At 61.1% G+C, this 22,277-nt stretch carries 20 protein-coding genes; 6 read left to right on the forward strand and 14 right to left on the reverse strand.

The features are described 5' to 3' along the window. The 10 genes from DYZ14_RS21730 to DYZ14_RS21775 all read right to left on the reverse strand — a co-directional run. On the reverse strand, nt 1-837 hold an 837-nt coding region (locus DYZ14_RS21730), incomplete at its 3' end, for a multicopper oxidase domain-containing protein (RefSeq protein ID WP_154722639.1). 309 nt (nt 838-1,146) lie between these two features. Further along, nucleotides 1,147-1,314 carry a hypothetical protein gene (locus DYZ14_RS21735; RefSeq protein WP_154722640.1) on the reverse strand — a complete coding sequence of 56 codons (168 nt, stop codon included), beginning with the start codon at nt 1,312-1,314 and terminating at the stop codon, nt 1,147-1,149. Nucleotides 1,315-1,384: 70 nt separating this feature from the next. Next, on the reverse strand, nt 1,385-2,443 hold the full coding sequence (locus DYZ14_RS21740) for a YVTN family beta-propeller repeat protein (RefSeq protein WP_037094854.1): 1,059 nt from the start codon (nt 2,441-2,443) through the stop codon (nt 1,385-1,387). 1,051 nt (nt 2,444-3,494) lie between these two features. Then, nucleotides 3,495-4,019, reverse strand: coding sequence for a cytochrome b (locus tag DYZ14_RS21745; RefSeq protein ID WP_052114352.1), 525 nt, complete (start codon nt 4,017-4,019; stop codon nt 3,495-3,497). Then, nucleotides 4,016-5,548 (reverse strand): thymidine phosphorylase family protein, encoded by a 1,533-nt coding sequence (locus DYZ14_RS21750; RefSeq protein ID WP_080843324.1) that lies wholly within the window; start codon nt 5,546-5,548, stop codon nt 4,016-4,018. Before DYZ14_RS21750 ends, DYZ14_RS21745 begins: the two co-directional genes overlap by 4 nt. Then, nucleotides 5,545-6,903: an MBL fold metallo-hydrolase RNA specificity domain-containing protein gene (locus DYZ14_RS21755; RefSeq protein WP_080843374.1), complete on the reverse strand. Its 1,359-nt coding sequence runs from the start codon at nt 6,901-6,903 to the stop codon at nt 5,545-5,547. The genes DYZ14_RS21750 and DYZ14_RS21755 overlap by 4 nt, the downstream gene beginning before the upstream one ends. A 7-nt stretch (nt 6,904-6,910) precedes the next feature. Continuing rightward, the gene (locus tag DYZ14_RS21760; protein ID WP_154722641.1) at nt 6,911-9,280 is read right to left on the reverse strand and encodes a xylulose 5-phosphate 3-epimerase; all 2,370 of its coding nucleotides are present in this window, start codon (nt 9,278-9,280) and stop codon (nt 6,911-6,913) included. A gap of 51 nt (nt 9,281-9,331) precedes the next feature. Continuing rightward, on the reverse strand, nt 9,332-10,354 hold the full coding sequence (locus tag DYZ14_RS21765) for a ribose-phosphate pyrophosphokinase (protein WP_115672701.1): 1,023 nt from the start codon (nt 10,352-10,354) through the stop codon (nt 9,332-9,334). Nucleotides 10,355-10,359: 5 nt separating this feature from the next. Further along, nucleotides 10,360-12,468, reverse strand: a complete 2,109-nt coding sequence (locus DYZ14_RS21770; protein WP_080843326.1) for a heavy metal translocating P-type ATPase — start codon at nt 12,466-12,468, stop codon at nt 10,360-10,362. A gap of 232 nt (nt 12,469-12,700) precedes the next feature. After that, nucleotides 12,701-12,910: a heavy-metal-associated domain-containing protein gene (locus tag DYZ14_RS21775; RefSeq protein ID WP_115672695.1), complete on the reverse strand. Its 210-nt coding sequence runs from the start codon at nt 12,908-12,910 to the stop codon at nt 12,701-12,703. Nucleotides 12,911-13,053: 143 nt separating this feature from the next. Here DYZ14_RS21775 and DYZ14_RS21780 point away from each other — a divergent pair, with 143 nt between their 5' ends. Both DYZ14_RS21780 and DYZ14_RS21785 read left to right on the forward strand, forming a co-directional pair. Continuing rightward, on the forward strand, nt 13,054-13,320 hold the full coding sequence (locus DYZ14_RS21780) for a glutaredoxin family protein (RefSeq protein ID WP_080843328.1): 267 nt from the start codon (nt 13,054-13,056) through the stop codon (nt 13,318-13,320). A gap of 11 nt (nt 13,321-13,331) precedes the next feature. Next, a complete protein-coding gene (locus DYZ14_RS21785) occupies nt 13,332-14,366 on the forward strand; it encodes a 2Fe-2S iron-sulfur cluster-binding protein (protein ID WP_080843376.1) in 1,035 nt (344 codons plus the stop codon). A gap of 195 nt (nt 14,367-14,561) precedes the next feature. Here DYZ14_RS21785 and DYZ14_RS21790 read toward each other — a convergent pair whose 3' ends face one another. Next, complete coding sequence (locus tag DYZ14_RS21790; protein ID WP_225246838.1) at nt 14,562-15,494, reverse strand: Crp/Fnr family transcriptional regulator; 933 nt, start codon at nt 15,492-15,494, stop codon at nt 14,562-14,564. A gap of 184 nt (nt 15,495-15,678) precedes the next feature. Next, entirely contained in the window at nt 15,679-16,008 is a 330-nt protein-coding gene (locus DYZ14_RS21795) for a hypothetical protein (RefSeq protein WP_142174938.1), read from the reverse strand. A gap of 961 nt (nt 16,009-16,969) precedes the next feature. Here DYZ14_RS21795 and DYZ14_RS21800 point away from each other — a divergent pair. Continuing rightward, nucleotides 16,970-17,224 (forward strand): DUF2933 domain-containing protein, encoded by a 255-nt coding sequence (locus DYZ14_RS21800; RefSeq protein WP_080843331.1) that lies wholly within the window; start codon nt 16,970-16,972, stop codon nt 17,222-17,224. A 243-nt stretch (nt 17,225-17,467) separates the two neighbouring features. Beyond that, nucleotides 17,468-18,400, forward strand: coding sequence for a LysR family transcriptional regulator (locus DYZ14_RS21805; RefSeq protein WP_154722642.1), 933 nt, complete (start codon nt 17,468-17,470; stop codon nt 18,398-18,400). A gap of 70 nt (nt 18,401-18,470) precedes the next feature. Here the strand turns inward: DYZ14_RS21805 and copM are convergent, their stop codons facing one another. Next, the gene (gene copM, locus DYZ14_RS21810) at nt 18,471-18,878 is read right to left on the reverse strand and encodes a CopM family metallochaperone (protein ID WP_080843333.1); all 408 of its coding nucleotides are present in this window, start codon (nt 18,876-18,878) and stop codon (nt 18,471-18,473) included. 13 nt (nt 18,879-18,891) lie between these two features. After that, nucleotides 18,892-19,086: a heavy-metal-associated domain-containing protein gene (locus DYZ14_RS21815; protein ID WP_080843334.1), complete on the reverse strand. Its 195-nt coding sequence runs from the start codon at nt 19,084-19,086 to the stop codon at nt 18,892-18,894. A gap of 161 nt (nt 19,087-19,247) precedes the next feature. On the opposite strand from DYZ14_RS21815, the gene DYZ14_RS21820 reads away from it, so the two are divergent. Beyond that, complete coding sequence (locus tag DYZ14_RS21820; RefSeq protein WP_112828961.1) at nt 19,248-21,752, forward strand: heavy metal translocating P-type ATPase; 2,505 nt, start codon at nt 19,248-19,250, stop codon at nt 21,750-21,752. 54 nt (nt 21,753-21,806) lie between these two features. Beyond that, complete coding sequence (gene cueR, locus DYZ14_RS21825; RefSeq protein WP_080843336.1) at nt 21,807-22,256, forward strand: Cu(I)-responsive transcriptional regulator; 450 nt, start codon at nt 21,807-21,809, stop codon at nt 22,254-22,256. The last annotated feature ends 21 nt before the right edge of the window (nt 22,257-22,277 follow it).

Below are 22,277 nucleotides of genomic sequence, written 5' to 3' on the forward strand. Positions count from 1 at the left end.
GAGCCGGGCTTGTGCTTCGCCCGTGTCGATCCAGAAAACGGTGGCTGCGGCTGCGTTGATGACACGGAGCCGAACCCGGCCGCCGCGTTCGACCTGAACGACATCGGGATCGGACAGGGTTCGGTCATTGGCGAGATAGGCATCCCAGTCGTAGTCGTTGAGATCCATCGCCATGTTACCCATATCCATGGCCATCGAGCCCATTCCCCCGGCCTCGCCCTGGTTCATTCCAGGCATGCCGCCATGGTTCATGCCTTGCATCGCGCGTGACATGCCGGCAGCGCCATGTCCATCAGCGCTTGCGCTGGTGATCTCTTCCAGCACTTCTTCCGGTGTCTTGAACGCGAAGTCGTGCAGGAACAGGACGACTTCCTGCCGATCGGCGGATAGGTCTTCTGCCCTCCGGACGATCAGCGGCGCGGCGAGCAATCGCATTTCCTGGATCGGCACATGGCTGTGCATCCAGTGCGTTCCGGGCTGGGGCGCGAAATCGAAGCTGCGCGTTTCACTGGGCTGAAGAAGCGGCTGCGGCATATCCGGGACGCCGTCCTGAGCGTTCGGGGGAATCTGGCCGTGCCAATGAATGATCGTGGACTCGGCGAGATCGTTGGTCAGATCCACCCGAAATCGCTCGCCCGGATCGAGGAGCAGCCCCTGCCCGTTGGGACCAGCAAGTCCGAAAACGGTGGCCGGTCGATTGTCTATATCGAGCGTGCGGCTGGTGGCGGCCAGGCGGATCGCAGCCGCGTCCTGGCCGTAGGCCCTGATGGGGAAATGGGATGCAGCAAGCATGGCTGCGCTGGCGGCGAGGAAGCCGCGTCGTGAAAAGGTCGTCATATTCGTCACCTCGGGACGATCTGTCCCGCCTGAAAGGTCCAAATGGATCGCAGCGGGATCAGCCCCGCCGCAGGCTCAGAGGAGGCGCGATATAGGAGGGCGATCATTCCGGCCGGGAGCTGCCGCAACGAAGACGGCATCCGGCGGGAAGGGATATTTTTGCCGCGAGCTGATTTGCTTTGCCGAAGTACGCACAACCGGAAGCCAGGCCGATATTCCGGCGCAGGCGAAGGCGCACAATCCGGCATCTGCTTTGCAGGATTTCCCTTCGCTGCAAGCGGCCATCGAAGAAGAGGCTTGCTCCATGTGCTACGTCAGCGCGGCGCGTTCCAACATCCCGGACATGCGGGTCTCGTGTGCTTGAACGGCAAAAGAAGCAGCGGCAAGCGAGATGGTTGTAACAATGATAAGCAACGCGCGAAGCATGGGCAAAGAATAGAGCCTCGCCGACCCTTTGTCCATTGATGAAGCCTGCATGCCGGCCGTCCTGCTCCTAGGTTTGAGGCTTAGGTCGTGCGGGGCGGCGAAGCGCCGCCCCGACGTTGCATCACTGCGCCTGATAGGTGACGCCGTTCGGTCCCTTGCCGACAGCATATGTCTTGACCACGGACTGGCTGCCGACGTCGATCTGGGAAACGGTCCCGGCCACGATGTTGGTGACGAAGACAAAGGCTCCGTCGGCAACGACCGTCACGCCGTGAGCGCCCTTGTCCGTCTGGATGGTCTTCACGACATTCCCGCCTACGACATCGATAACCGAGACCGTCTCATCCGGCTCCGTTTCGGTTCCCTGGTTCGCGACGTAAACCAGCCGGCCATCAGGCGTGGCGTAAACCTGGATGGGCGAACGGCCGACATTGATGCGTGCGATCACCTCGCGCGACTGCGTGTCGATAACGGCGACCTTGTTTTCATCGCGCAGCGAGACATAGACCCGCTTTCCGTCAGGTGTGAAGCCGACCTGGACGGGCGCAACGCCTACCTTGATCCTGGCAACTTCCGAAAGCGCCGTTGTGTCGATAACCGAAACAGTACCGTCCTGGACATTCGCGACATAGATGGCGCTTCCATCCGGGCTCATCCGCAGGCCGTGGGGGTAGTCGCCGGTGCCGACCGTGGCGACGACCTCGCCCTTGGCAAGATCAACGACCGACAAGCTGTCGTCTTCGGAATTCGAGACGTAGGCGCGATTGCCTTGCGCGTCTGCGATCACATGCGCAGGATGCCCACCCACGGGGATCGACGCCTTCACGCCGGAGGAAATATCGGCCGCGTCGAGGACGATCAATTGGCCTGCGACAGCGGCATCACCATGTCCGTCGCCGCCATGGCCAGCCCCATTGGACGCATGAGCGTCTTCAGCTTTGCCGGCGACCGGCAGGCCCACCGCCAGCACCAAATCTTTTCCCGATACGAACTGCACGTTGTGGGGCGTGATCGGGACCGGAACGATGTCGATCTTTTCCGTGGTAAGGTCGATGCGGCTAACGGTGTTGCCAAATTCATCGGCCGTATAGACGAAGCCGGTTGCAGCAGGCTCCGCTCGGACGGTGGCGGCGAACGGAATAGCAAGCACCAGGGCCGATGCCGTCGCGAAGGCCAGCATGGCCGCACGTCTGCGAATCGCGGTTGCTGTCAGGACTGCCGCGGTGATGGAAATCGAACGGGTCGAGTGGGTCTTTAACATGGTATTCAGCTCCTCGGCTCGCAGCCTTGCGGGCTGCTCGAGCACATCTTGAGGTGAGTTTGAAAAGTGGCCCGGCGTGCGGATACCGAAGACTTCCTCGCGTGCCGCTGCCTACCGATTTCGGCAAGGTCCGTGCATGGCCCTTTCTGGCTCGCCGGCAGCCGACGATTGGAGGCTATGTCACGTCGGCGTCACGCAGAACGGCTCGTCTCCTCGGCCGTATCGTTGGGCGGCCTGGGACGCGCACGGTCGGAAGACTAAGGCATTGTGCCAGTCCTCGGGTCGGCTGGAGCACACGGACAGAACAGGCCGAAGGTGCTCAGATGACCAAGATGGATCGCGGAGGTCGCTTCTGACGACGCAACTCCGCGGATGAGGGCACGGGCGATGCAGCCGGCGAGACTGTCTCGCCGTTCAACGTGCGCCAGCTCCAGGCCGTGTTCAGCGGAGCGCAGAGGAAGCACCCGAGGCTCGACAGGCAGTGACCGCTGTCGCACGGGTGCTCGGCGCCGCGTTGGGTATCGTTGTCGCAGGGCATGCGCACGAGGAGGTCGGCACAATCCCCAGCTTGAGTCATGAGCGCCGGGATGCCCTCCCTTGAAGCAGCACGCGCTTGATGCCCGCCATCTGTGAGAAACGCCGTAAGCCCGAACGCGATGGCGAGGAAAAGGATAAACCCGCGCCGCAAGGCGGTCGCCCAATTATGCGACCTTCTGAACGCCTTGACCATTGTCACGCCGGCGGCCACCACGGCTCATCCTTCGGTTTGCTTGAATGTAGAAACTGGGGGCAAATCTAGCGCAGATCCAGAATGATCACTTTGCGCTGCATCAAACACGTAGGGATCAATGCTTGCGAGGCCGCTCACCGAAACGACCTGCGCGCCAATCTCCGCAAATGAGTGTGCTGCTCGCGCGGAGAAGCGCGCTCGACTAGATAGAATTTACCCGTGGGCTGACTGTCCGGCGCGCTATTTCGTGTTCCTGATCATTCGCCGCAGCACGTCGTCGCGACGCCAGAAGTGATGCCACAGAGCAGCGAGGGCGTGAGTGGTCGCAACGACCAGAAGCATCCAGCTCAGCAGGCTGTGCAGGGAAGCGATGCGGAACGTCACGTACATAGCGATCGTGCCTGTGATCGGCAGTGCGAGCAATAGGCCGTAGAGCACCGCATGAGTGACCCCTGCGATCATGCGCTCAAGCACCGACATGCCCTGGATCGGAGGTGGTCGGCCATATGTGAAGCGCAGAATAAGTTGACTGAGCGCCAGCGCCATAATCAGCCATCCGCTCCAGGCGTGAACCTGATGCAGGAAAAGGTCGAAGGGTTTAGGTTTCAAGAAAAGGTGCGCCATGTGCGTGCGTTGGATCGCCCAGGCCGTGGGGACCTGGATGATACACAGGATAAGGACCATCCAGTGCATCAAGCGCTGGTAGATCGAGAATGCGCCGGCCGAACGGTGCCGGCGTATCCAAATGGACAGCCGCCACGTCAACTTTCGACCTCGAAAAGGTCGCCTGCATGCGCGGCATAGTCCAGTGCGTAGCCAAGTTCACCAGCCGTCTCGGCGTGAACGTGCAAAAGCGGCTGGCCGCTGGCGATCTCGTCGCCGAGGCGGACGGCCATTTGGACGCCTGCCGCCTTCGACTCCGGCGCTCCGGCGAGCTTGGCGAGTCGGGCGATTTTGCGATTGTTGATATGGACGACGCGGCCGGCGCGCGACGCGATCAACGGATGAACCTGTGCGGCCTTCGGTGGCTCACGAAGTCCGCCTTGCGCCTCGCAGATCGCCATGAACTTCGACCAGGCACGACCGTCGACCAAGGTCGCCAACGCAAGCGCTTCACCTTTCCCCTTTGCGGCCTTTCCACCGATCTCAAGCGCGGCGCCCGCCAACAGGATCGCGCGGCGTCGCAGATCGTCCGGCGCATCCGGCGCGTTTTGAAGAACCGCCAGGACGTCGAAGGCTTCTAGACCTGGGCCGATGCCGCGCCCGACGGGTTGCGAACCGTCGGTCTGGACGCAGGTCAGGGCCAGATCGAAACGGGCAGCGACGGCGCTGAGGCGACTGGCGAGCTGATCGGCGGCCGCTTCGCTGCGCACCTTGGCGGTTGCCCCAACCGGGATGTCGATAACCACATGCGTCGAGCCAGCGGCGATTTTTTTTGAAAGGACGGAAGCGACAAGCTGTCCCTCGGTATCCACGTCGAGTTCGCGTTCGATCCGGACGAAAATGTCGTCGGCGGGGCTGAGATGCACCGCCCCGCCCCAGGCGATGCATCCGCCTTCTGCTTCCACGACGCGTCGAAGGGTTTCGATGCTGAGGTCGACAGGGGCAAGCGTTTCCATTGTGTCGGCGGTGCCGGCTGGCGAGGTAATCGCGCGCGAAGACGTCTTCGGCATGACAAGGCCATTGGCGGCCACGATCGCGACGACGATCGGCGTGGTTCGATTGCCCGGCAACCCGCCGACACAGTGCTTGTCCACAACGATCGGAGCATTCCAGCTCATCCGGTCGCCGACATCGACCATGGCGCGCGTGAGGTCAACAGTCTCGCTCTCGTCGAGAGGAAGCGCGGCACTGGCGGTCAGAAAGGCGGCGAGATGGACCTCGGTATAGCGGCCTGCGACCACGTCGCTCACGATTTCGGCAAAGGCGTGCGCGTCGAGGCGATTGCCATATATGCGACGGCGCACGCTCGTCAGAGACTCCACGGCCGGAGGATGGGTCACCGTCACATTGTCATTCTCGCTAACGCCGAGGATCTGCCAGGCTGTTTCAGAAAGACCGACTTCATCCTGAGCGAGCAATGCATCTCCTTCGACCTGAAAGAGCGTTGCCTGTACCTGTCTCGCGCCGATCGAGACGAGGACCTGGGTGCGCGCGGACAGACCCTCCGAGCGGCAGACATGGCAATCGGTGCGCATCACCACCACGGCCTGGTGCTGAGTGTGCAGCCGCAGGCGCCGCACGCGTAGCGTCGGCTGAGAAGGAACCTCGGGTTCGACGTTGTTGATCGTCATAGGTCGAAAGCCTGATTCTGGCGTGAGACGACTGCGTTCCATCCAAGCTCGCGGTCGATCCGCACGCGCAGCGCTTCGGAGGCATCGTCTTCACCATGCACGATGAACACGCGGGACGGCGGCCGACGGAAGCCGGACAGCCAGCGCATCAGCTCGTTTGCGTCGGCATGCGCCGACAGCATGGACAGGTCCGCGACCTCTGCCCGAACCGGGATCCACTGGCCATGGATTTTGATCTCGCGGGAGCCCTGCATCATAGCGCGGCCCCGCGTTCCGGCTGCCTGAAAACCCGAGAAGAGAATGGTGTTGCGGCTGTCGGGGGCAAACGCCTTGAGATGGTGCAGGACCCGTCCACCGGTGGCCATGCCGCTCGCCGAAATAACGATCTTCGGGTAGGCGCTTGCGGTGATCGCCTTGGAACCCTCAACGTCGCGCGTGTAGGTGGCGATCGAGCAAATCGCATTGCATTCCTGCGGGCTCAGCCGGTGATCGGAACGATGCGCATGCAGCAAATCCGTTGCGTCGATCGCCATGGGGCTGTCGAGATAGATGGGAATCTTTCCGAGACGGCCATTCATTCTCAGCTTCCAGAGATGGTAGAGAAGTGATTGGGCTCGCCCAACCGCGAAGGCGGGGATCACAACGGTTCCGCCCCTGGCGGTCGTGCGCTCAATGACGCTTCCCAAAGCCTCTGTGGGATCGACCTGATCGTGGATGCGATTTCCGTAGGTCGACTCGATTACGACGTAGTCGGCGTTTTCGACAGCCGTGGGGTCGGGAAGAACGGGGTCATCGTAGCGGCCGAGATCGCCCGAGAAAGCGACTCGACGCCCTGCCCATTCGATTTCCGCGATAGCCGCGCCCAAGATATGCCCGGCATGGCGGAAGGTCAGTGTCGCATTGCCTGGAAGGTGAATGGGCTTGTCGAAAGGTTCGGGCGAGAAGAATTCGAGGGAGTGCTCGGCGTCGCGGATGCCGTAGAGCGCAAGCGCAGGCTTGTGCTTCGAAAAGCCCTTTCGATTGGCGTATTCGGCATCCTTTTCCTGGAGGTGGCCGCTGTCCTTCAGGATCAGCTCGGCAACGTCGCGCGTCGCCTCGGTAGAGTAGATTCGGCCGCGGAAGCCATCTCGAACGAGCTTGGGCAAATAGCCGGAATGGTCGAGGTGGGCATGCGTCAGGACGACGGCGTCGATGCTCGATGGCGTAACCGGAAGTGCTGCCCAGTTGAGTTCGCGCAGGTTCTTCAGGCCCTGGAACAGGCCGCAATCGATCAGGATGCGCTTGTCGCCATTGGTGAGGAGATGTTTCGAGCCGGTGACGGTTCCCGCACCGCCAAGCGAAGTTAGTGTGAGCATGTTGCCCTCAATCTTGTGCTTTGGACAGATCGGCAGGAGCGCCACATCCATCGATTGCGTTGCGTTCGGCCAGGGTGAGCAGTTCATCGCGCGACCAGTCCGAGAGCCGTGCGGATGCGTCGACAAGGTGCGCCCATGAGCAGCGGTTGGCGAAAAGCATGCCGGAAACATCCAGCGTGCCGCCACGACTGATATATCCATGCGCCGCGGTCCGTTTCGGGCCGCCGTCTAGCCGTCGAAGCAGGCCGACCATCGGTTCTGGGCGGGTGTGAGTGACGATAAGGCGGGGCAGATCGGGTGGGAAAAGGCTTGCAAGCTGGTCATCGCGCGCTGTGAATTCGGCCTCGAGCGGATCGCGCGGCGCCCGAAAGCGTCCAGGCTCCGAAATCGCCGTGACGACGACCCGTCGACCATGCGCTTTCAGCCGGTGGGCGGCCTTGAGAGCTTCTTCGAGTTGATAGGCGCCGATCGTGACGAGCTGGAGTGCCGCTCCATCCGGGTCGCCGTCGATATGAGCCGCACCTATGTTGACGAAGCGCTCGGCCGCCTCGGCGTCGAGACGGTGAGGCATGTCGCGCTTGGACACGATAAGGCAAGCTACTTGGCCGCGCCCGCGATAGACCGACCGCAGCGCCGCGGCAGCGCTGTTCGCATCGACGGGAAACAGCACGCGGGACGTATCCGACATCTCGCCCAACAGGGCCTCGCCAATCGTCGGATCCTGGTGTGACTGTTCGTTCTTTGCGTTCTCCCAGGTGTGCGATGTGACGACGAGCGGCACGGAGATCCAGCCCGGCGTTTTGCCCGCTTCCCGTTGGTGGCGGGAGAAGATGATCTCCTGGCGCAGGCCGCCTAGCATCTTCATCGCGAAGGCTTCGTAACTGACGATCAGATTGATGCCGCCCTTGTTGGCGAGCGCCGCACCGGCCACGGCTTCCTCATTCAGGGCCGTGATAACCGCGCCGTCGACGGCATCGGCAACGCCAGGCTCCGACTGGTTTACGCGGTGGCGAAGCCTGTCGAGCGTTGCGCCCATATGGTTCGAGCGGAGTTCATCGGGATTGCCGACCCGCGGACGAAGGCCGGGATTGGCATCGACGACCCGGACAAACCAGCGATCTATTGCATGCATGGCGCAGTAGGAGGGGTAACCTTCCTGGGACCAGTCAGGTTCGGGCAGGTGCGGCGCTGCGGGATTACGGGATGCCAGAGGATGCTTGCTTTCGGGAACGCGGCCCTGCCTCTCATGAATGGCAATCTCGGACACGGCGTCATCAATGTCGCCCGGCGGCACGAATAGAGCCCTTGCAGCGTCGTTGAAGGCTTGACGCGCCGCTTCGTCTCGCGACGGGTTGCCCGTCAGAGGAAGATTGTGCGCGGCATTTGTGCCCGCTCCGGGGAAGCCGAATCCTTTGACAGTCTCGGCGATGACATAGGGAATGGGTGCGGGATAGCGGCGGCTGGGATCGGTCGCGAAGCGCGTGAGCTGCTCTTCCGCTGAGAGGATGGCCCAAGCGAAGGCGGCGGGGTCCCGGCCATCGATCCTCATCGGCGCGAATCCGTTGAGGCTGAGATGATCGGCAAACCAATCTGCCCCGCCTTGCTGCGCGATCTGGACGCGTTCCTCGATACGGCGGCCGTTCATGATCATCACTGGAACAACGAAGCCGGAATCCTCCGAGCGCCACCAGCGCGGCGTCCAGTCCGATCCGCGCTGTTCCTCAAACGCGCCATCGCTGAGAAAGGCGACGAGGCTTTCGCCTGTCAGTGGCGCATGGACGTACTGCACTTCCGAGAACCCGAGATAGCCGCCCTCCGAGATCGCACCGGCGGTGGTTGGGCCGGCGTGGCTGCCGATCGGCACGCCCGGCCGGCCGCTCGCGTCGATAGCGTAGGAGTAGAAATCGGCTGCGAGTTGAGACAGCCCTTTCTCGCTGCGATCATAGCGCCCGAGCTGAGCTTGCGAAACGTCGCCTGTCAGCGCGTTGACTGCATCGATCGCCGCCACGCAATGCCCCTGACCCATAAGCCACGATCGGGTTGTTGCCGAAATCGCGTTGGCAACCAGATAGCCGACGAAAGCCGGGGCCATGTTGAGCGAACCGCCGGTATGGCCCTCCGGAACGGTTTTGAAGGCGTCGGCTGGCAGAGGAGCGCCGGACAAATCGACACGCCTCGCATAGGTCATGTGGACGATGGTCCACATGGCAGCCGAGGTCAGGCGGTCGGCCGCTGCGAGCAGTCGGTAGAGCCGATCAGGTTCGATCCGTCCCGACATGGCCAGCGTTTGAATGCGCTCGATGGTTTCGTCGCTATGTCGGATCTGGCCATAGCCGTCGCGCCATGCCTTGAAGAGTTCGGGAGTCGCTGCGGCCATGCTTTCGGGATCCTTTTTTGACTGCTTGTTGAGTGCGATCTATCGACAGCGCTACCGATGTCCCCCCAACCATGGCGGTGGATCGCTGGCGGGGAATGAGTCGATGCCCGCGCGCTCCACTGCATCGAGCGGCTCCGGAGGACGGCGGTGGCGGATCTGATCCGACCCTGCCGCCGTGTCCGTCCGGAGATGCGCGGCAATAAGCGGCGCAAGCTCAATACGGTTGCTGGCGTGGACAACGGAGTCGGTCGAAACGATGCGACCGCAGAGCGGGGCAAGCTGTTGATACGAATCGCCCGCGAAGATGCCATGCACGACAGCGACGTCAGGCGGAGCCAGACCTTGCAGTCGCAACTTCCTCGCCGCTTCGATAAGAGTATGGCCTGATGAGGCGATGTCATCCACGAGTACAGGCTGACGATCGTGCCAGGCGGAGAGATCGGGAAGTTCGATTTCGACGTCGCGATCGCCGTGTCGGACTTTCCTCAGGACCGCATGTGGCGCATCGATGCGCTTCGCGATGGCCGAGACCCACTGCTCGCTTTCCTCATCAGGGCCGATAAGCAGTGAGGCCTTGACCTCCGACCCTATCCAGTCGGCAAGGAGCGGGGCCGCATGAAGCGTCGCTGTCGGAATGGAATAGATCGCCGAAAGTGTTGGATGGCGATGCAAGTGCGGGTCGACGGTAATCAGGCGATCGAAGGTTGCCGATACGAGTCTTGCGAATGTGCGGGACGTGACCGCCTCGCCCGGTCGAAAGCGCCGATCTTGCCGCATATAGGCGAGGTACGGGGCGATCAGCGTTACCTCTCTGGCGCCCAGTGATCGTACGGCGTCGGCGGCGAAGACCAGCCGCAGAAAGCCTTCATCGGGGTGAGACAGGGTGCTGACCAAAATGACCGCTTTGTCGGTCACGTCGCACAGGATGCGGAGATAGCTTTCGCCGTCGGGGAAATTCCGGGTTTCGAGGTTGCCGAGCGGCCAACCGCCCTCGCTGGCGAGGCGCTGGGCAAAGGCGTCGTTTCCCGGAAGGGGAAGGATCACATGGCTCGAAGCGTGGTTCGTCGTATCCATGTGGGTCATCCGTTCCTGCGGTAGCGGCGCAGGAACTGCGCGTTGATGGCGACGATGATGGTGCTGGCCGACATGAAGACCGCAGCTACGGCCGGCGTCATCAGGAAGCCGGTCCCGAAGGTGATGCCGGCGGCCATGGGGATCGCCACGGTATTGTAGGCAGTCGCCCAGATCAGATTCTGGACCATCTTACGGTAGGTCGCGCGCGAGAGACCGAGAATGGCCGCCACATCGCGCGGATCGCTTTTGACGAGGACCACATCGGCGGATTCCACGGCGACATCCGTACCAGCGCCGATGGCGACGCCGAGATCGGCCTGGACAAGAGCTGGCGCATCGTTGACGCCATCGCCCACCATCGCCACCGAAAGGCCACGCGATTGCAATTCCTTGATCTTGTCCGACTTCTGATCGGGAAGCACCTCGGCGAAATATTCGGAGATGCCGAGTTCCCTGGATACCGATTCCGCAACGCCCTTCGCATCGCCCGTCAGCATCACCGACTTTATGCCAAGGCGATTCAGTTCGGCGATGGCTTCTCTCGATTCGCTACGCACGATGTCGGCAAGCGCGAAGAGCGCGCGCGGCGCGCCATCGCGGACAAGTACAACCACCGTCTTGCCGTCTGCTTCCAGCTCCTTGAGCTTCGGATGATCGATCGGGCTGCCTTGCCGAGCGAGATGGCCGGGGCTGACGATCCGAAGCTCCTCGCCGTCAACCTTGGCGGTGATGCCTTCGCCGGTGATATTGCTGACCTCGGTGGCCTTGGGGATCGCGATGCCGCGCTTCTTGGCTTCAGCGACGATGCCATGTGCAATTGGGTGTTCCGACTGACTCTCCGCTGCGGCGGCGAACGCCAATTCCTGGCTTTCGTCGCCAGCGGACAGAAGGACAATATCGCTGACGCCGAAACGTCCTTCCGTCAGCGTCCCTGTCTTGTCGAAGACCGTTGCATCAAGATTGCGCGCGCGCTCGAAAGCGGCCCGGTCGCGGATCAACAGACCGTTGCTCGCGCTCAGCGATGTGCTGACGGCCACCACCAGGGGCACGGCGAGGCCGAGTGCATGCGGGCAGGCCACGACCATGACCGTCACCATGCGCTCCAGAGCGAACTCCAGGGGCGATCCGAGAACGATCCACCAGACGAAAAGCGTCCCGAAGCCGACGACGAGGGCGATATAGGTGAGCCAGGCGGCTGCCCGGTTGGCGAGGTCCTGGGTCTTGGAACGGGTCGCCTGCGCCTTCTTTACGAGGTCGATGACCTGAGACAGATAGGTCGCGTCCCCCGTCGCCGTCACCTTGATCGTCACGGCATTGGCGCCGTTGATCGCCCCGCCGATGGCTGGCGCGCCGACGGTCTTGGAAACAGGCCGCGATTCGCCTGTCAGCATCGCCTCGTTGAAGGCGGACGATCCCTCGATGATCTCGCCATCGACCGGCACCTTCGCGCCCGGCCGGACGATGACGCGGTCGCCGGGCTGGAGGGCGGAGATCGCTACTTCATGCGTCGAGCCGTCCGCATCGATCCGCGTCGCGCTGTCTGGAAGCAGGCGCACCAGTTCCTCCAGCGCGCGGGAAGCCCCCATGACGGAACGCATCTCCACCCAGTGGCCGAGCAGCATGATGGCGATGAGCGTCACCAATTCCCAATAGAAGGCTTCGCCGGGGAACCCGAAGGTGACCGCCGCCGAGAAGAAATAGGCGGCCGAGATCGCGAGCGCGATCAGCGTCATCATGCCGGGCTGGCCCTTGCGCAGCTCCGAGGTGAAGCCGGTCAGGAACGGCCAGCCGCCATAGACGTAGGCGATGGTCGAGAGGACGAAGAGCACGAGACCGTCGCCCGGAAACGACAATAGCTCGGTCAGGCCGAGCCAATGGCGGATCATCGGAGACAGAAGCAGGACGGGCGGCGTGAGAATGAGCGAAACCCAGAAGCGGCGGCGAAAGTCGGCGACCATCTCCGCATGATCGTGTCCGCCGTGCCCGGTATGTTCGGCATGGGTTGAGCCGGCTGCCGAGACGATGCTTGCGGCCGCGTGGTCGTGGTGCGGACCGTTGGCAGCCGTCCGATGATGTGCGTGGTGGTTGCCGTGTTGGCTATGCGATGAGCTCATTCGATGTTGTCCTTCACTGGCCATTGGCGATAACTCGGAATGCAGGCCATTCTTGTTCCGTGACACTGGCCAGTTCTCGGCAGGGCAGAATCTTCGGTGCAAAGGTCTTCGGTCCGACGTTCCGAATCTTTGATCCAGATTAAGTTCTTGCGGCTCGGCTGAGGCGATGGGGCCGCGCCGCCGACCGTTCTTCCCGCTTGTTCGGAAACAGGGCGCTGTGGCGAAACGCCTCTCACCCCGATGATTCAGGAGTGTCTGCCGGGTAACCTGCTTCTTCGAGAACGGCGACAAGGGCTGCCCTGTCGGCGCTCGTCTCGATCAGGACCTTGCGTTTGTCAGGATCAGTCTCGATCCGGGCCATCCCGTCGACGCTCAAAAGCGCCTTGGTCACTGATTTTGCGCAGCCGCCGCATGTCATGTTCGGGACCTGGAAGCGAAGCATAGGGACCTCCTCTGTTGTTCGCGTCCAAGGAGATTGGGGCTTCCAACGATGGTAAGGTCAACCCTTAATAAATCTTCTTGACCCTGCCATCGTTGGAAACCGCAAGCTGGATGAAGAACTGTCAAATCGAAAGGAGACGACAGATGAAGCATTCCAGCACAAACAGCGTCATCATCTATACGACACCCACTTGCCCGGACTGCCGGGCGCTCAAGACCTGGCTCAAAGAACAAGACATCACGTTCCAGGAGCGCGATCTGACCGATCCATCAGTGATGGAGGAAGCGAAAGCGCGAACCGGGGTGCGGGTCGCACCGATAACCATCGTCGGGTCGCAGATCTTCTACGGGACGTTTGCGAGCCAGAAGCCCGGACTCATGGCCGCCCTCGACTTGTCGACGCCCGCATGAGTGATATGGTCATGAACAGCAAACGAGTGGACCTGCCGCAGGCTGGAGCCAGCATCGAAGTCGCGCTAGGCCAGACGATACTCGAGGCCGCGCTTGCAAGCGGCATCGCCTATCCGCACGGCTGCCGATCCGGACGCTGCGGGTCATGTAAATCCCGCCTCAACTCCGGCGAGGTCGACCTTCGGGAGCATTCGCGTTTCGCGCTCTCCGTCGAGGAGAAAGCTGAGGGGCTGATACTCGCCTGCCGGGCAATCCCCAAAACCGACGCCACCGTTACATGGCTGGGTGGTGCGGACGAGCTGGCCGACCATCCACGTCGACGCCTCCAGTGTAGCGTTGTTGGCATTGAGGATGTCACCCACGATATCAAAATTGTCCGGGTTCGCCCGAAAGACGGTCGGCCTGCCTCCTTTACGGCCGGCCAGTTCGCGCGCGTGACATTTCCGGCCACGCCGACACGAGATTATTCGATGGCGAACCCGCCGGGCGCCGACGAGCTGGAATTTCACATTCGTCGCGTGCCGGATGGCGTGGCCTCTAACCTCATTCATTCAGTGCTCGATCTCGGGGACCCGGTCATGGTCGAGGGGCCTTTCGGCTCGTCCTTTCTGCGCGAGAAGCATGCCGGCCCAATTCTCTGTGTGGCGGGCGGATCGGGCCTCGCCCCGATCAAGTCGATCGTTGAAACCGCGCTGGCACGGGGGATGAGACAACCCATTCACGTCTATTTCGGGGTGCGGACGGAAAACGATCTGTATCTCGTCGACCACTTTGAGGGTCTCGCGTCCATCCACGGAAATCTGGCATTTACCCCTGTTCTGTCCGACCAGGCGTCGGGCACGGCTTTGCGAACCGGTTATGTCGATGCTGTGGTCGCAAAGGATCTGCCAGATCTCGACGGCTGGAAGGCATATATCGCCGGGCCGCCACCGATGGTGGAGGCCGTCATGGTGGTTGCCACCAACCGGAGGCTCCGCGTCGAGGATATGCACGCCGACGTATTCTTCACGCCCGATGAGCCGCTCGCAAGCGCTGCGGCAGGGTGAAGAACGACCGGCGTTCGGGATCGCTACAGACGATTTCCGGCGGACCGGCGGCTTGTGCGCATGAGATCGAGCGGAAGACGCCCGCCTTCAGGCGGTAACCAATGCCGGACCATCGGCCCTTGCTCCAGTATTCACCTGTCGGTCGGGATTGGTCACCGCGATAACGCGCATCCGGCTGTCGCATGGCGGACCGGCCTATGTGGTCCGCCTTCGATCATCTGATCGCGAAGAGTTTTGATCGAGCCACGCCTTCGCGATCTCCACATCCACTCCCGCGACCTCGATCAACTTATCCGGATTGAGGATTCGAAGACGCCGGTATTGAAATTGAACGATTCCCTCCTTCCGCAGGGAACTGAGGACACGGTTGACATGAACGAATGTCAGGCCCGTCGCATCGCCGATCTGTTCTTGAGTTAGGGGAAGCGCCATCTCTTCGATGCGGTTGCCGGGCCATTGCGCCCGATATCGCGTGAACAGCTCCAGCAGGAGATGGGCGACGCGCTCTCGTGCCGAGCGACGCCCGATACTCGTCAGGTGATCGAAGGCAAGATCGCGTTCGCGCGCTACAGATTGCGCGAGTCTCAAGCCGATTTCCGGGTCTTCCCGCAGGCGCGATTTCAGAACGGACATCGGAACGACGGAAACGACTACGTCCGTCAGGGCCTGCGCGCCGACGTTTGAGGGCATGTGACCGGACGAGAGCACCCCCAGCACTGCGCCTGGCAATGCGAAATGCACGATCTGTCGCCGGCCATCGGGAAGCAAGGAATATACCGCTATCCAACCGTCAAGAAGGTTGAACAAAGAACCGGTAGTGGACCCAATACCGAGGATTTCGTTGCCTGCGTCGAATTTTCGGTCGCCGGTCCTGAACCCCCGAATGAGGCGGTTTGCATCGATCGGAGGAGACACGGCGCCAAGCGAAGCAGACGTATGGGTGCCGTGACTTGAGAGCGTCAAAGCCTTCGATGATTGAGGAACAATGGCATTTTCGGCGTTTGAAGCGCCGTCTGCTGGGGGGTTGTTTGGCAGCAAGCTGCTCCAAGCGCCGTTGATCATGGCCAAATTGGCGCTTTGAAATGATCGGGCGGGCTCGGGGGAGAAAAAAGAGCGATCCAAGTTCATGTTGCACCTCCGGGGCGCGGAGCCCGTCTCGGTGGCTATCCGAACAGGCAATCAATCCTGACGTGAGGACCTGTGCGCCGACGCAGCTTTGCGCCGGGGATCAGGTGGGCGCGAACACGACAAATCTCCAGGAACCAGAGTGTTGATCCAATCTGGCGACAGGGTTTTAGCCGCGGAACGCCGCCTAGAGGATTTGATTTCGGGGTACGGGAGGGTCGCGGCCAAGAATGAACGACCGCAGGCAGGTTTGCCTTGGCGCAAATGATTTGGTGGTCCAGGAACCGATGATGGTGAGTCCGCCTTGGTAAGTGCATAGCGGTGCAAAGCACGGAGCGCAGATGGCTTTGCAGCAACTGGCGTCGGTCGGGCAGTCTTCCTGGGCCGCTGCAGAGGCCCTGAACTCGGCGTTCGCAAGCCGGATTTCGGTGCCGGACGGCGTGAAATCACCGTTATGCGCCATGGCTGGCCCGGCCTGGATCGCCAGAACGAGCATGCAGACCATCAGTGCTGCCAAATACCTGAGCATTCCTCGATTCCGCAATCGAACGGCTCGCCCTTTCAACATAGAGCGAATACCCCGATCCGGAACACATACTATATGTACAGCCACCTCAAATTGATTCAGATCAAGGTCCAGGGCGGAGGTTCGCGGCAGGGTGTCAATTCGTGTCGGGAACGCGACCAATCCGCCGGGACGAGGGTCGATGTGCTTGATCGAGGTTAAAGTGCGGCGCGCAAGGTGATGATTTCGTCACATCCAGAAACTTGTTCCAGCGGGTCACGCATGTCATCGATGGCGCTGTTGCGGGCAGATCGGAAGACCTGGGTTGCGGTTCTCGTCGCTCGCACTCGACGACGGACGATGCTGAGCCCATTCTTCGCAAAATGCGACGGAATCCTGCTGGTCGATCCGGTCACTCGCTGCCGCGACTATATGCCGAATGCCGACCGCACCAGTGAGGCGACATGCGCGATGATCGCGATCAGCAGCGCAACTAGACTCGTGTGCGGCTTCATCGCAGACGCGGACCGCGATCGGCTCGTGCTATGCGGAGTAGATGTGAGGATCGGTTCCTGCTCGTGTCCGGTCGACGATCTGGTTTGCGGATTCGAGGCGCTGCCACATGCCTAGTCCATGGGCCACAAGGGATCTGCCAAGCTCTCCTCAATAGCGCGCCGAATTGTGTCGACGGGGAGCGGCGTGTCCGTTCCCGATCAAAGCAGTGATGGCGTAGCTCCTCTGGCCACCGAAGCCCTCCACATTGATGTGCGAGAAGTCGAACCGGATCCGTCCAGGTTGGCCTTTTGGCGAACCGCGCAGGGTAGCCTCGTCGTTCCCGACACCTTAATCGAGATTAAAGACTCCCCCAGACGGCCATTGCTATCTCAACAGCAGTTGCCTCGCGGTCGGCTTACAGGCGGTGTCGCGGCACACATGCACCTGCCGAGGCCACGCGCGATACTGGAGGAGCAATATGGACCAGAACTCTGATAGGCAAACGGGCGGTAACGCTCAACGATCCAAGCTTACAGCGAGCAGCGTCGCCTTCTATGGCTTTCTCGCAATCGCCGCCTTTTACCTCATCACGGAGCATCGTGCTCACACTCTGGGCTGGTTGCCTTGGCTTCTCATTCTGGCTTGTCCGGTACTCCATATCTTCATGCATCGGAAGCATGGCGCACATGGACATAATCATCACGAAAGGCGTGCCGACCAAGATAGCCGCTGACCTCCAATGAATCAGCTTCAGATAGCGAGAGCGCAGCATGACCAACGGCACTTCGAATCGCGACATGCCAGATCCGAAACCCTTTACTCGCTGCGCGACTCGTCGTTGCACGGATACGAGCGAACGAGGGGCGACGGTGATCGACGCGGGTATCAGACAGCTTGGACCCGAACAGTGGCGCGAGCCGTTGGATTTGGCATCTCCTGAATTAAACGGCCTCGCGCCTCGTAGGAGGCTGCTGACATGGCTAGGCGACCACCTGCAATAGAGCTGCGTCACCTTAACACCTTTGTGGTCGTGGCCGAGCATGGCAGCTTCCGCAAAGCTGGGGCGGCCATCGGGCTATCGCAATCAGCGGTCAGTCGATGTATTGCTGACCTTGAGGTTCAATTCGGCGCCTCGCTGTTTCACCGGCACACCTGGGGGATCTCGCTGACCCATGCAGGGCAACGGTTCCTTGGACGGGCAAGACAAATTCTCAGAAACGTTGACGACGGAGCCGAAGATATTGCTGCCATAGGGCGTTCTGAAAGCGGCTTCGTGAGGATCGGAATATTCTCATCGATTGCCTCGGGGTTTCTCGCAGAACTATTGCGTGCATATCATCGCGCGCATCCGAGGGTTCAGGTTGAACTCATCGATGGCAATCCTTCAGAGCATGTGGCGGCGATTCGCCAGTTTTCTCTTGACGTCGCCTTCCTTACCGGCACCCGCCTCTGGTCTGATTGCGACACCTCGTACTTTTGGTCTGAGCGCGTCTTTGCGGTTCTACCGGAGGATCACTCGTTAGCCGCGCGCGACGAGGTAGATTGGACCGACCTCGTTGATGAAACTTTCATCGTGAATGACGTGGCGCCCGGCCGAGAAATTCATGACTACCTGGTTCAGCGCTTGGCTGGTCTGGGGCAGCACCCCGAGATTACCGTCCATTTTGTCGGACGAGAGAACCTGCTCCCACTCGTGGCTCTGGGCCGCGGATTGACGGTCGTTAGCGAGGCGATGACTGCGGCTCAGTTCCCCGGCGTGTGCTATCGGGCAATTCTCGGGGAAATCTTGCCATTTAGCGGCGTATGGTCTCCACGTAATGACAACCCGGCCTTCCGAAGGTTGCTTAGCATGGCGCGTTCTATGGCAACGTCGTGGTCTCCGGGCTCGACAGGGTCAAACGCGGAATAGCGCGCCCTCTCCCGAGCCTGTGTAAGATGCAGGGATTGGTCGGGCGGCTCAAGAAGCCGCCCGACAGGCGTTACTTGCCACGATCGGCGAGCCATTTCTTCATCATCGCGATCTCGCCTTCCTGGGCTTTGATCACGTCTTCTGCGAGCTTGCGGACCTCAGGGTCGCGACCGTACTCGAGAACGACCTTTGCCATGTCGATAGCGCCCTGATGATGGGGAATCATGCCGCGCATGAAGTCAACATCGGCATCGCCTGAATAGTCCATCAGCATGTTCTTCTGCATGCTTTCCATGACGGCCATGTAAGCCTTGGTCGAGAGTTCGTCCGCGGCGGACATGTCCATGCCCTGCATGTTCATGCCGGGCATATTGTGTCCCTGCATAGCGCCATTGTTATCCATCTGGGTTTGAGCAAGTGCCAGGCCCACGCTGATGGCGATTGCGCCACCTATGAAAATCGGGGTTAGCCTGTTCATCGTTTCATCCTCATCAGGTCGCGGCCGCAGGATAGCCGGCTTCTTCCAGAACGCGTTCGATATCGGCGATGGTCGCCGCCGTCTCGACCTTGACCGTGCGAGCGGCGGGGTCCGGCTTGACCGTAGCGTTCGGGTCGACGGACTGGATCGCCTTTGTCACCGACTTGGCGCAGCCGCCGCAGGTCATGTTTTCGATCTTGAGCAGCATGAGAAATCTCCTTTGTTCGGCTCTCATGCTGAACAAGATGGGCCTTCCAACGATGGTAAGGTCAAGGGTCACATGCAAGGATTTATTCTATTGACCTTCCTATCGTTGGAAGCCTGATCCTCCTCCAGAATTTGATTCTTCGAATAAGAAAGGAAGAGGCGATGAATGCCCCCGTCCGCACCAATGAGATGTCTGAAGCTATATCGCTGCCGATAGAGGGCATGACCTGCGCGTCGTGCGTTGGCCGAGTCGAACGAGCCCTGAAGGCTGTTCCCGGTGTCGAGGCCGCATCGGTCAATCTGGCTACGGAACGCGCGAATGTCACCACCAGATCATATGTTGACAAGGCAATTCTGATCGAGGCGATCGAGAAGGTCGGCTATTCGGTGCCGTCCCAGGCCGCAGGGCCGACCGGCCTCGTAGAGCTGTCGATCCAAGGCATGACATGCGCGTCGTGTGTCGGGCGGGTCGAGCGCGCCTTGAAGGCTGTTTCAGGGGTTACCGAGGCAGTGGTCAATCTGGCCACGGAACGGGCCACGGTGCGCGGCGGCGCCAACACGGCTGAGTTGATCGCCGCCATCGCAGATGCTGGCTACGAAGCCGAGGTAGTGCGCGCAAATGCCGGCCCTGACCACGAGGATGCAAATGCCGAGCAAGCGGAGAGAAAGGAAGCGGAGCGGCGCGAACTGGCCCGTGATTTCACGATGGCTGCGGTGCTTACAGCTCCAGTCTTTCTCATGGAAATGGGATCCCATGTCATCCCAGGCGGTCATGCATTGATCGAATCGACAATCGGCATGCAGTGGAGCTGGTACATCCAGTTCGTGCTGACGACCCTCGTGCTCTTCGTTCCGGGCATTCGCTTCTATGACAAGGGAATTCCAGCCCTCTGGCGGATGGCGCCCGACATGAATTCACTGGTGGCGGTCGGTTCGCTTGCTGCCTACGGCTACTCCTTGGTTGCAACCTTCGCACCGGGCTTCCTCCCGCCTGGAACGATCAACGTTTATTTCGAAGCTGCGGCAGTCATAGTCACTCTCATCCTGCTTGGCCGCTTGCTGGAAGCCCGTGCCAAAGGGCGCACGTCCGAGGCGATCAAGCGGCTGGTCGGCCTTCAGGCAAAGACTGCGCGGGTTCGCAGGGATGGCAAGACGGTCGACTTGCCGATCGGTTCGGTGACTTCCGACGACATCGTTGAGGTTCGCCCCGGCGAACGCATTCCCGTCGATGGTGAAGTGGTCGAAGGTGATAGCTATGTCGATGAGTCGATGATTACCGGAGAACCTGTTCCGGTCTCGAAGGCGATCGGTAGCGTGGTCGTGGGCGGCACTGTCAACCAGAAGGGCGCCTTCGCTTTCCGGGCGACGGCGGTCGGCGGGGATACGGTTCTGTCGCAGATCATCCGTATGGTGGAGGAGGCACAGGGTTCCAAACTTCCCATCCAGGCGCTGGTCGACAAGGTAACCATGTGGTTTGTGCCAGCGGTCTTTGTGGTAGCGGCGTTCACTTTTGCTTCCTGGCTGTATTTCGGGCCGTCGCCCGCCCTCACCTTCGCGCTGGTCAACGCTGTCGCCGTCCTGATCATCGCCTGCCCCTGCGCCATGGGTCTGGCTACGCCGACGTCCATCATGGTCGGCACAGGCCGCGGTGCGGAGCTGGGGGTCCTCTTTCGCAAAGGCGAGGCGCTCCAGTTGCTGAAAGACGCCAGTGTGGTCGCCGTGGACAAGACGGGTACGCTAACCGAAGGAAAGCCGGCCTTGACCGATCTGGAACTTGCCGCAGGCTTCGACCGACCCGAGGTTCTGGGTACGGTGGCTGCTGTCGAGGCGAAATCGGAACATCCAATCGCGCGGGCGATCGTGGATGCGGCCGCTGCGGAAGGCGTTCGGATGCCGGCGGTGTCTGACTTTGAATCGGTAACAGGCTTCGGTGTGAAAGCTTTGGTCGAGGGTCGGCGCGTCGAAATCGGCGCTGATCGATACATGGTCGAGCTCGGTCATGACGTTGCGCAGTTTAGCGAGACGGCCGAACGTCTCGGTAACGAGGGTAAGTCGCCGCTCTATGCTGCGATAGAGGGAAAGATCGCGGCGATCATCGCAGTGGCCGACCCGATCAAGGAGACCACGCCCGCCGCAATCAAGGCGTTGCACGGTCTTGGCCTGAAGGTTGCGATGATCACCGGGGACAACATGCGCACCGCCAAGGCCATCGCCGCTCAACTCGGGATCGATGACGTGGCGGCGGAGGTGTTGCCGGACGGCAAGGTTGATGCGGTTCGCCGTCTCAAGGAACAATATGGCAAGGTGGCCTTCGTCGGCGACGGAATCAACGACGCCCCGGCCTTGGCGGAGGCGGATGTAGGTCTCGCCATTGGGACGGGCACGGACATAGCAATCGAAGCCGCCGACGTCGTACTGATGTCAGGCAGCCTGCAAGGCGTGCCCAACGCGATAGCGTTGTCGAAGGCGACAATCGGCAACATTCGACAGAACCTATTCTGGGCATTCGCTTACAATACGGCGCTCATCCCTGTGGCGGCGGGCGCGCTTTTCCCCGGATTCGGTATCCTTCTCTCGCCCGTGTTCGCGGCGGGCGCGATGGCCTTGTCGAGTGTGTTCGTGCTGGGCAATGCCCTGCGGCTTCGTCGCTTTCGGGCTGCTCATTAATAAAGGGTGACGCCGCCTGCCAAGGACGGTGTCCACTACGAAGGGAAATCGCTCATGAACATTGGACAAGCATCCAGAGCATCCGGCGTTTCGGCCAAGATGATCCGCTACTACGAGCAGACCGGCTTGATACCACGGGCAGATCGTACAGGGTCCGGCTATCGGGACTACTCAGATACAGACGTGCATATGCTGCGTTTCATCCGTCGCGCACGCGACCTTGGCTTCTCCGTCGCTGAGATCAACGGACTTCTGGAACTGTGGCGGGACGAGTCGCGCCAGAGTGCGGAGGTCAAGCGGTTGGCCGAGGGTCATATCGCGGAACTTGAGAGAAAGATCCAAGCCTTGCAGGAAATGGCACAAACACTGAAGATGTTGGTTAACGCCTGCCGTGGCGACCATCGCCCTCACTGTCCAATTCTTATGCGCCTGGAGACCGATGAGGAGGACGAGGATGTGTCGATTAGACCGCGCAAAGGCGCAGTCGCTGGCATTTCCGAATGAGTGCCGCTTTTGGGCGGCACT

The sequence above is a fragment of the Ciceribacter sp. T2.26MG-112.2 genome (genome assembly GCF_900492205.1).
Classification (GTDB): Bacteria; Pseudomonadota; Alphaproteobacteria; order Rhizobiales; family Rhizobiaceae; genus Allorhizobium; species Allorhizobium naphthalenivorans_A.

Excerpts from the sequence above, each read along its gene's own strand:
- DYZ14_RS21735 (WP_154722640.1), bottom strand. The coding sequence starts at position 1,314 with ATGCAGGCTTCATCAATGGACAAAGGGTCGGCGAGGCTCTATTCTTTG.
- DYZ14_RS21740 (WP_037094854.1), bottom strand. The coding sequence starts at position 2,443 with ATGCTGGCCTTCGCGACGGCATCGGCCCTGGTGCTTGCTATTCCGTTC.
- DYZ14_RS21750 (WP_080843324.1), bottom strand. The coding sequence starts at position 5,548 with ATGACGATCAACAACGTCGAACCCGAGGTTCCTTCTCAGCCGACGCTA.
- DYZ14_RS21755 (WP_080843374.1), bottom strand. The coding sequence starts at position 6,903 with ATGCTCACACTAACTTCGCTTGGCGGTGCGGGAACCGTCACCGGCTCG.
- DYZ14_RS21760 (WP_154722641.1), bottom strand. The coding sequence starts at position 9,280 with ATGGCCGCAGCGACTCCCGAACTCTTCAAGGCATGGCGCGACGGCTAT.
- DYZ14_RS21765 (WP_115672701.1), bottom strand. The coding sequence starts at position 10,354 with ATGGATACGACGAACCACGCTTCGAGCCATGTGATCCTTCCCCTTCCG.
- DYZ14_RS21770 (WP_080843326.1), bottom strand. The coding sequence starts at position 12,468 with ATGAGCTCATCGCATAGCCAACACGGCAACCACCACGCACATCATCGG.
- DYZ14_RS21775 (WP_115672695.1), bottom strand. The coding sequence starts at position 12,910 with ATGCTTCGCTTCCAGGTCCCGAACATGACATGCGGCGGCTGCGCAAAA.
- DYZ14_RS21780 (WP_080843328.1), top strand. The coding sequence starts at position 13,054 with ATGAAGCATTCCAGCACAAACAGCGTCATCATCTATACGACACCCACT.
- DYZ14_RS21785 (WP_080843376.1), top strand. The coding sequence starts at position 13,332 with ATGAACAGCAAACGAGTGGACCTGCCGCAGGCTGGAGCCAGCATCGAA.
- DYZ14_RS21790 (WP_225246838.1), bottom strand. The coding sequence starts at position 15,494 with ATGAACTTGGATCGCTCTTTTTTCTCCCCCGAGCCCGCCCGATCATTT.
- DYZ14_RS21800 (WP_080843331.1), top strand. The coding sequence starts at position 16,970 with ATGGACCAGAACTCTGATAGGCAAACGGGCGGTAACGCTCAACGATCC.
- DYZ14_RS21805 (WP_154722642.1), top strand. The coding sequence starts at position 17,468 with ATGGCTAGGCGACCACCTGCAATAGAGCTGCGTCACCTTAACACCTTT.
- copM (WP_080843333.1), bottom strand. The coding sequence starts at position 18,878 with ATGAACAGGCTAACCCCGATTTTCATAGGTGGCGCAATCGCCATCAGC.
- DYZ14_RS21815 (WP_080843334.1), bottom strand. The coding sequence starts at position 19,086 with ATGCTGCTCAAGATCGAAAACATGACCTGCGGCGGCTGCGCCAAGTCG.
- DYZ14_RS21820 (WP_112828961.1), top strand. The coding sequence starts at position 19,248 with ATGAATGCCCCCGTCCGCACCAATGAGATGTCTGAAGCTATATCGCTG.
- cueR (WP_080843336.1), top strand. The coding sequence starts at position 21,807 with ATGAACATTGGACAAGCATCCAGAGCATCCGGCGTTTCGGCCAAGATG.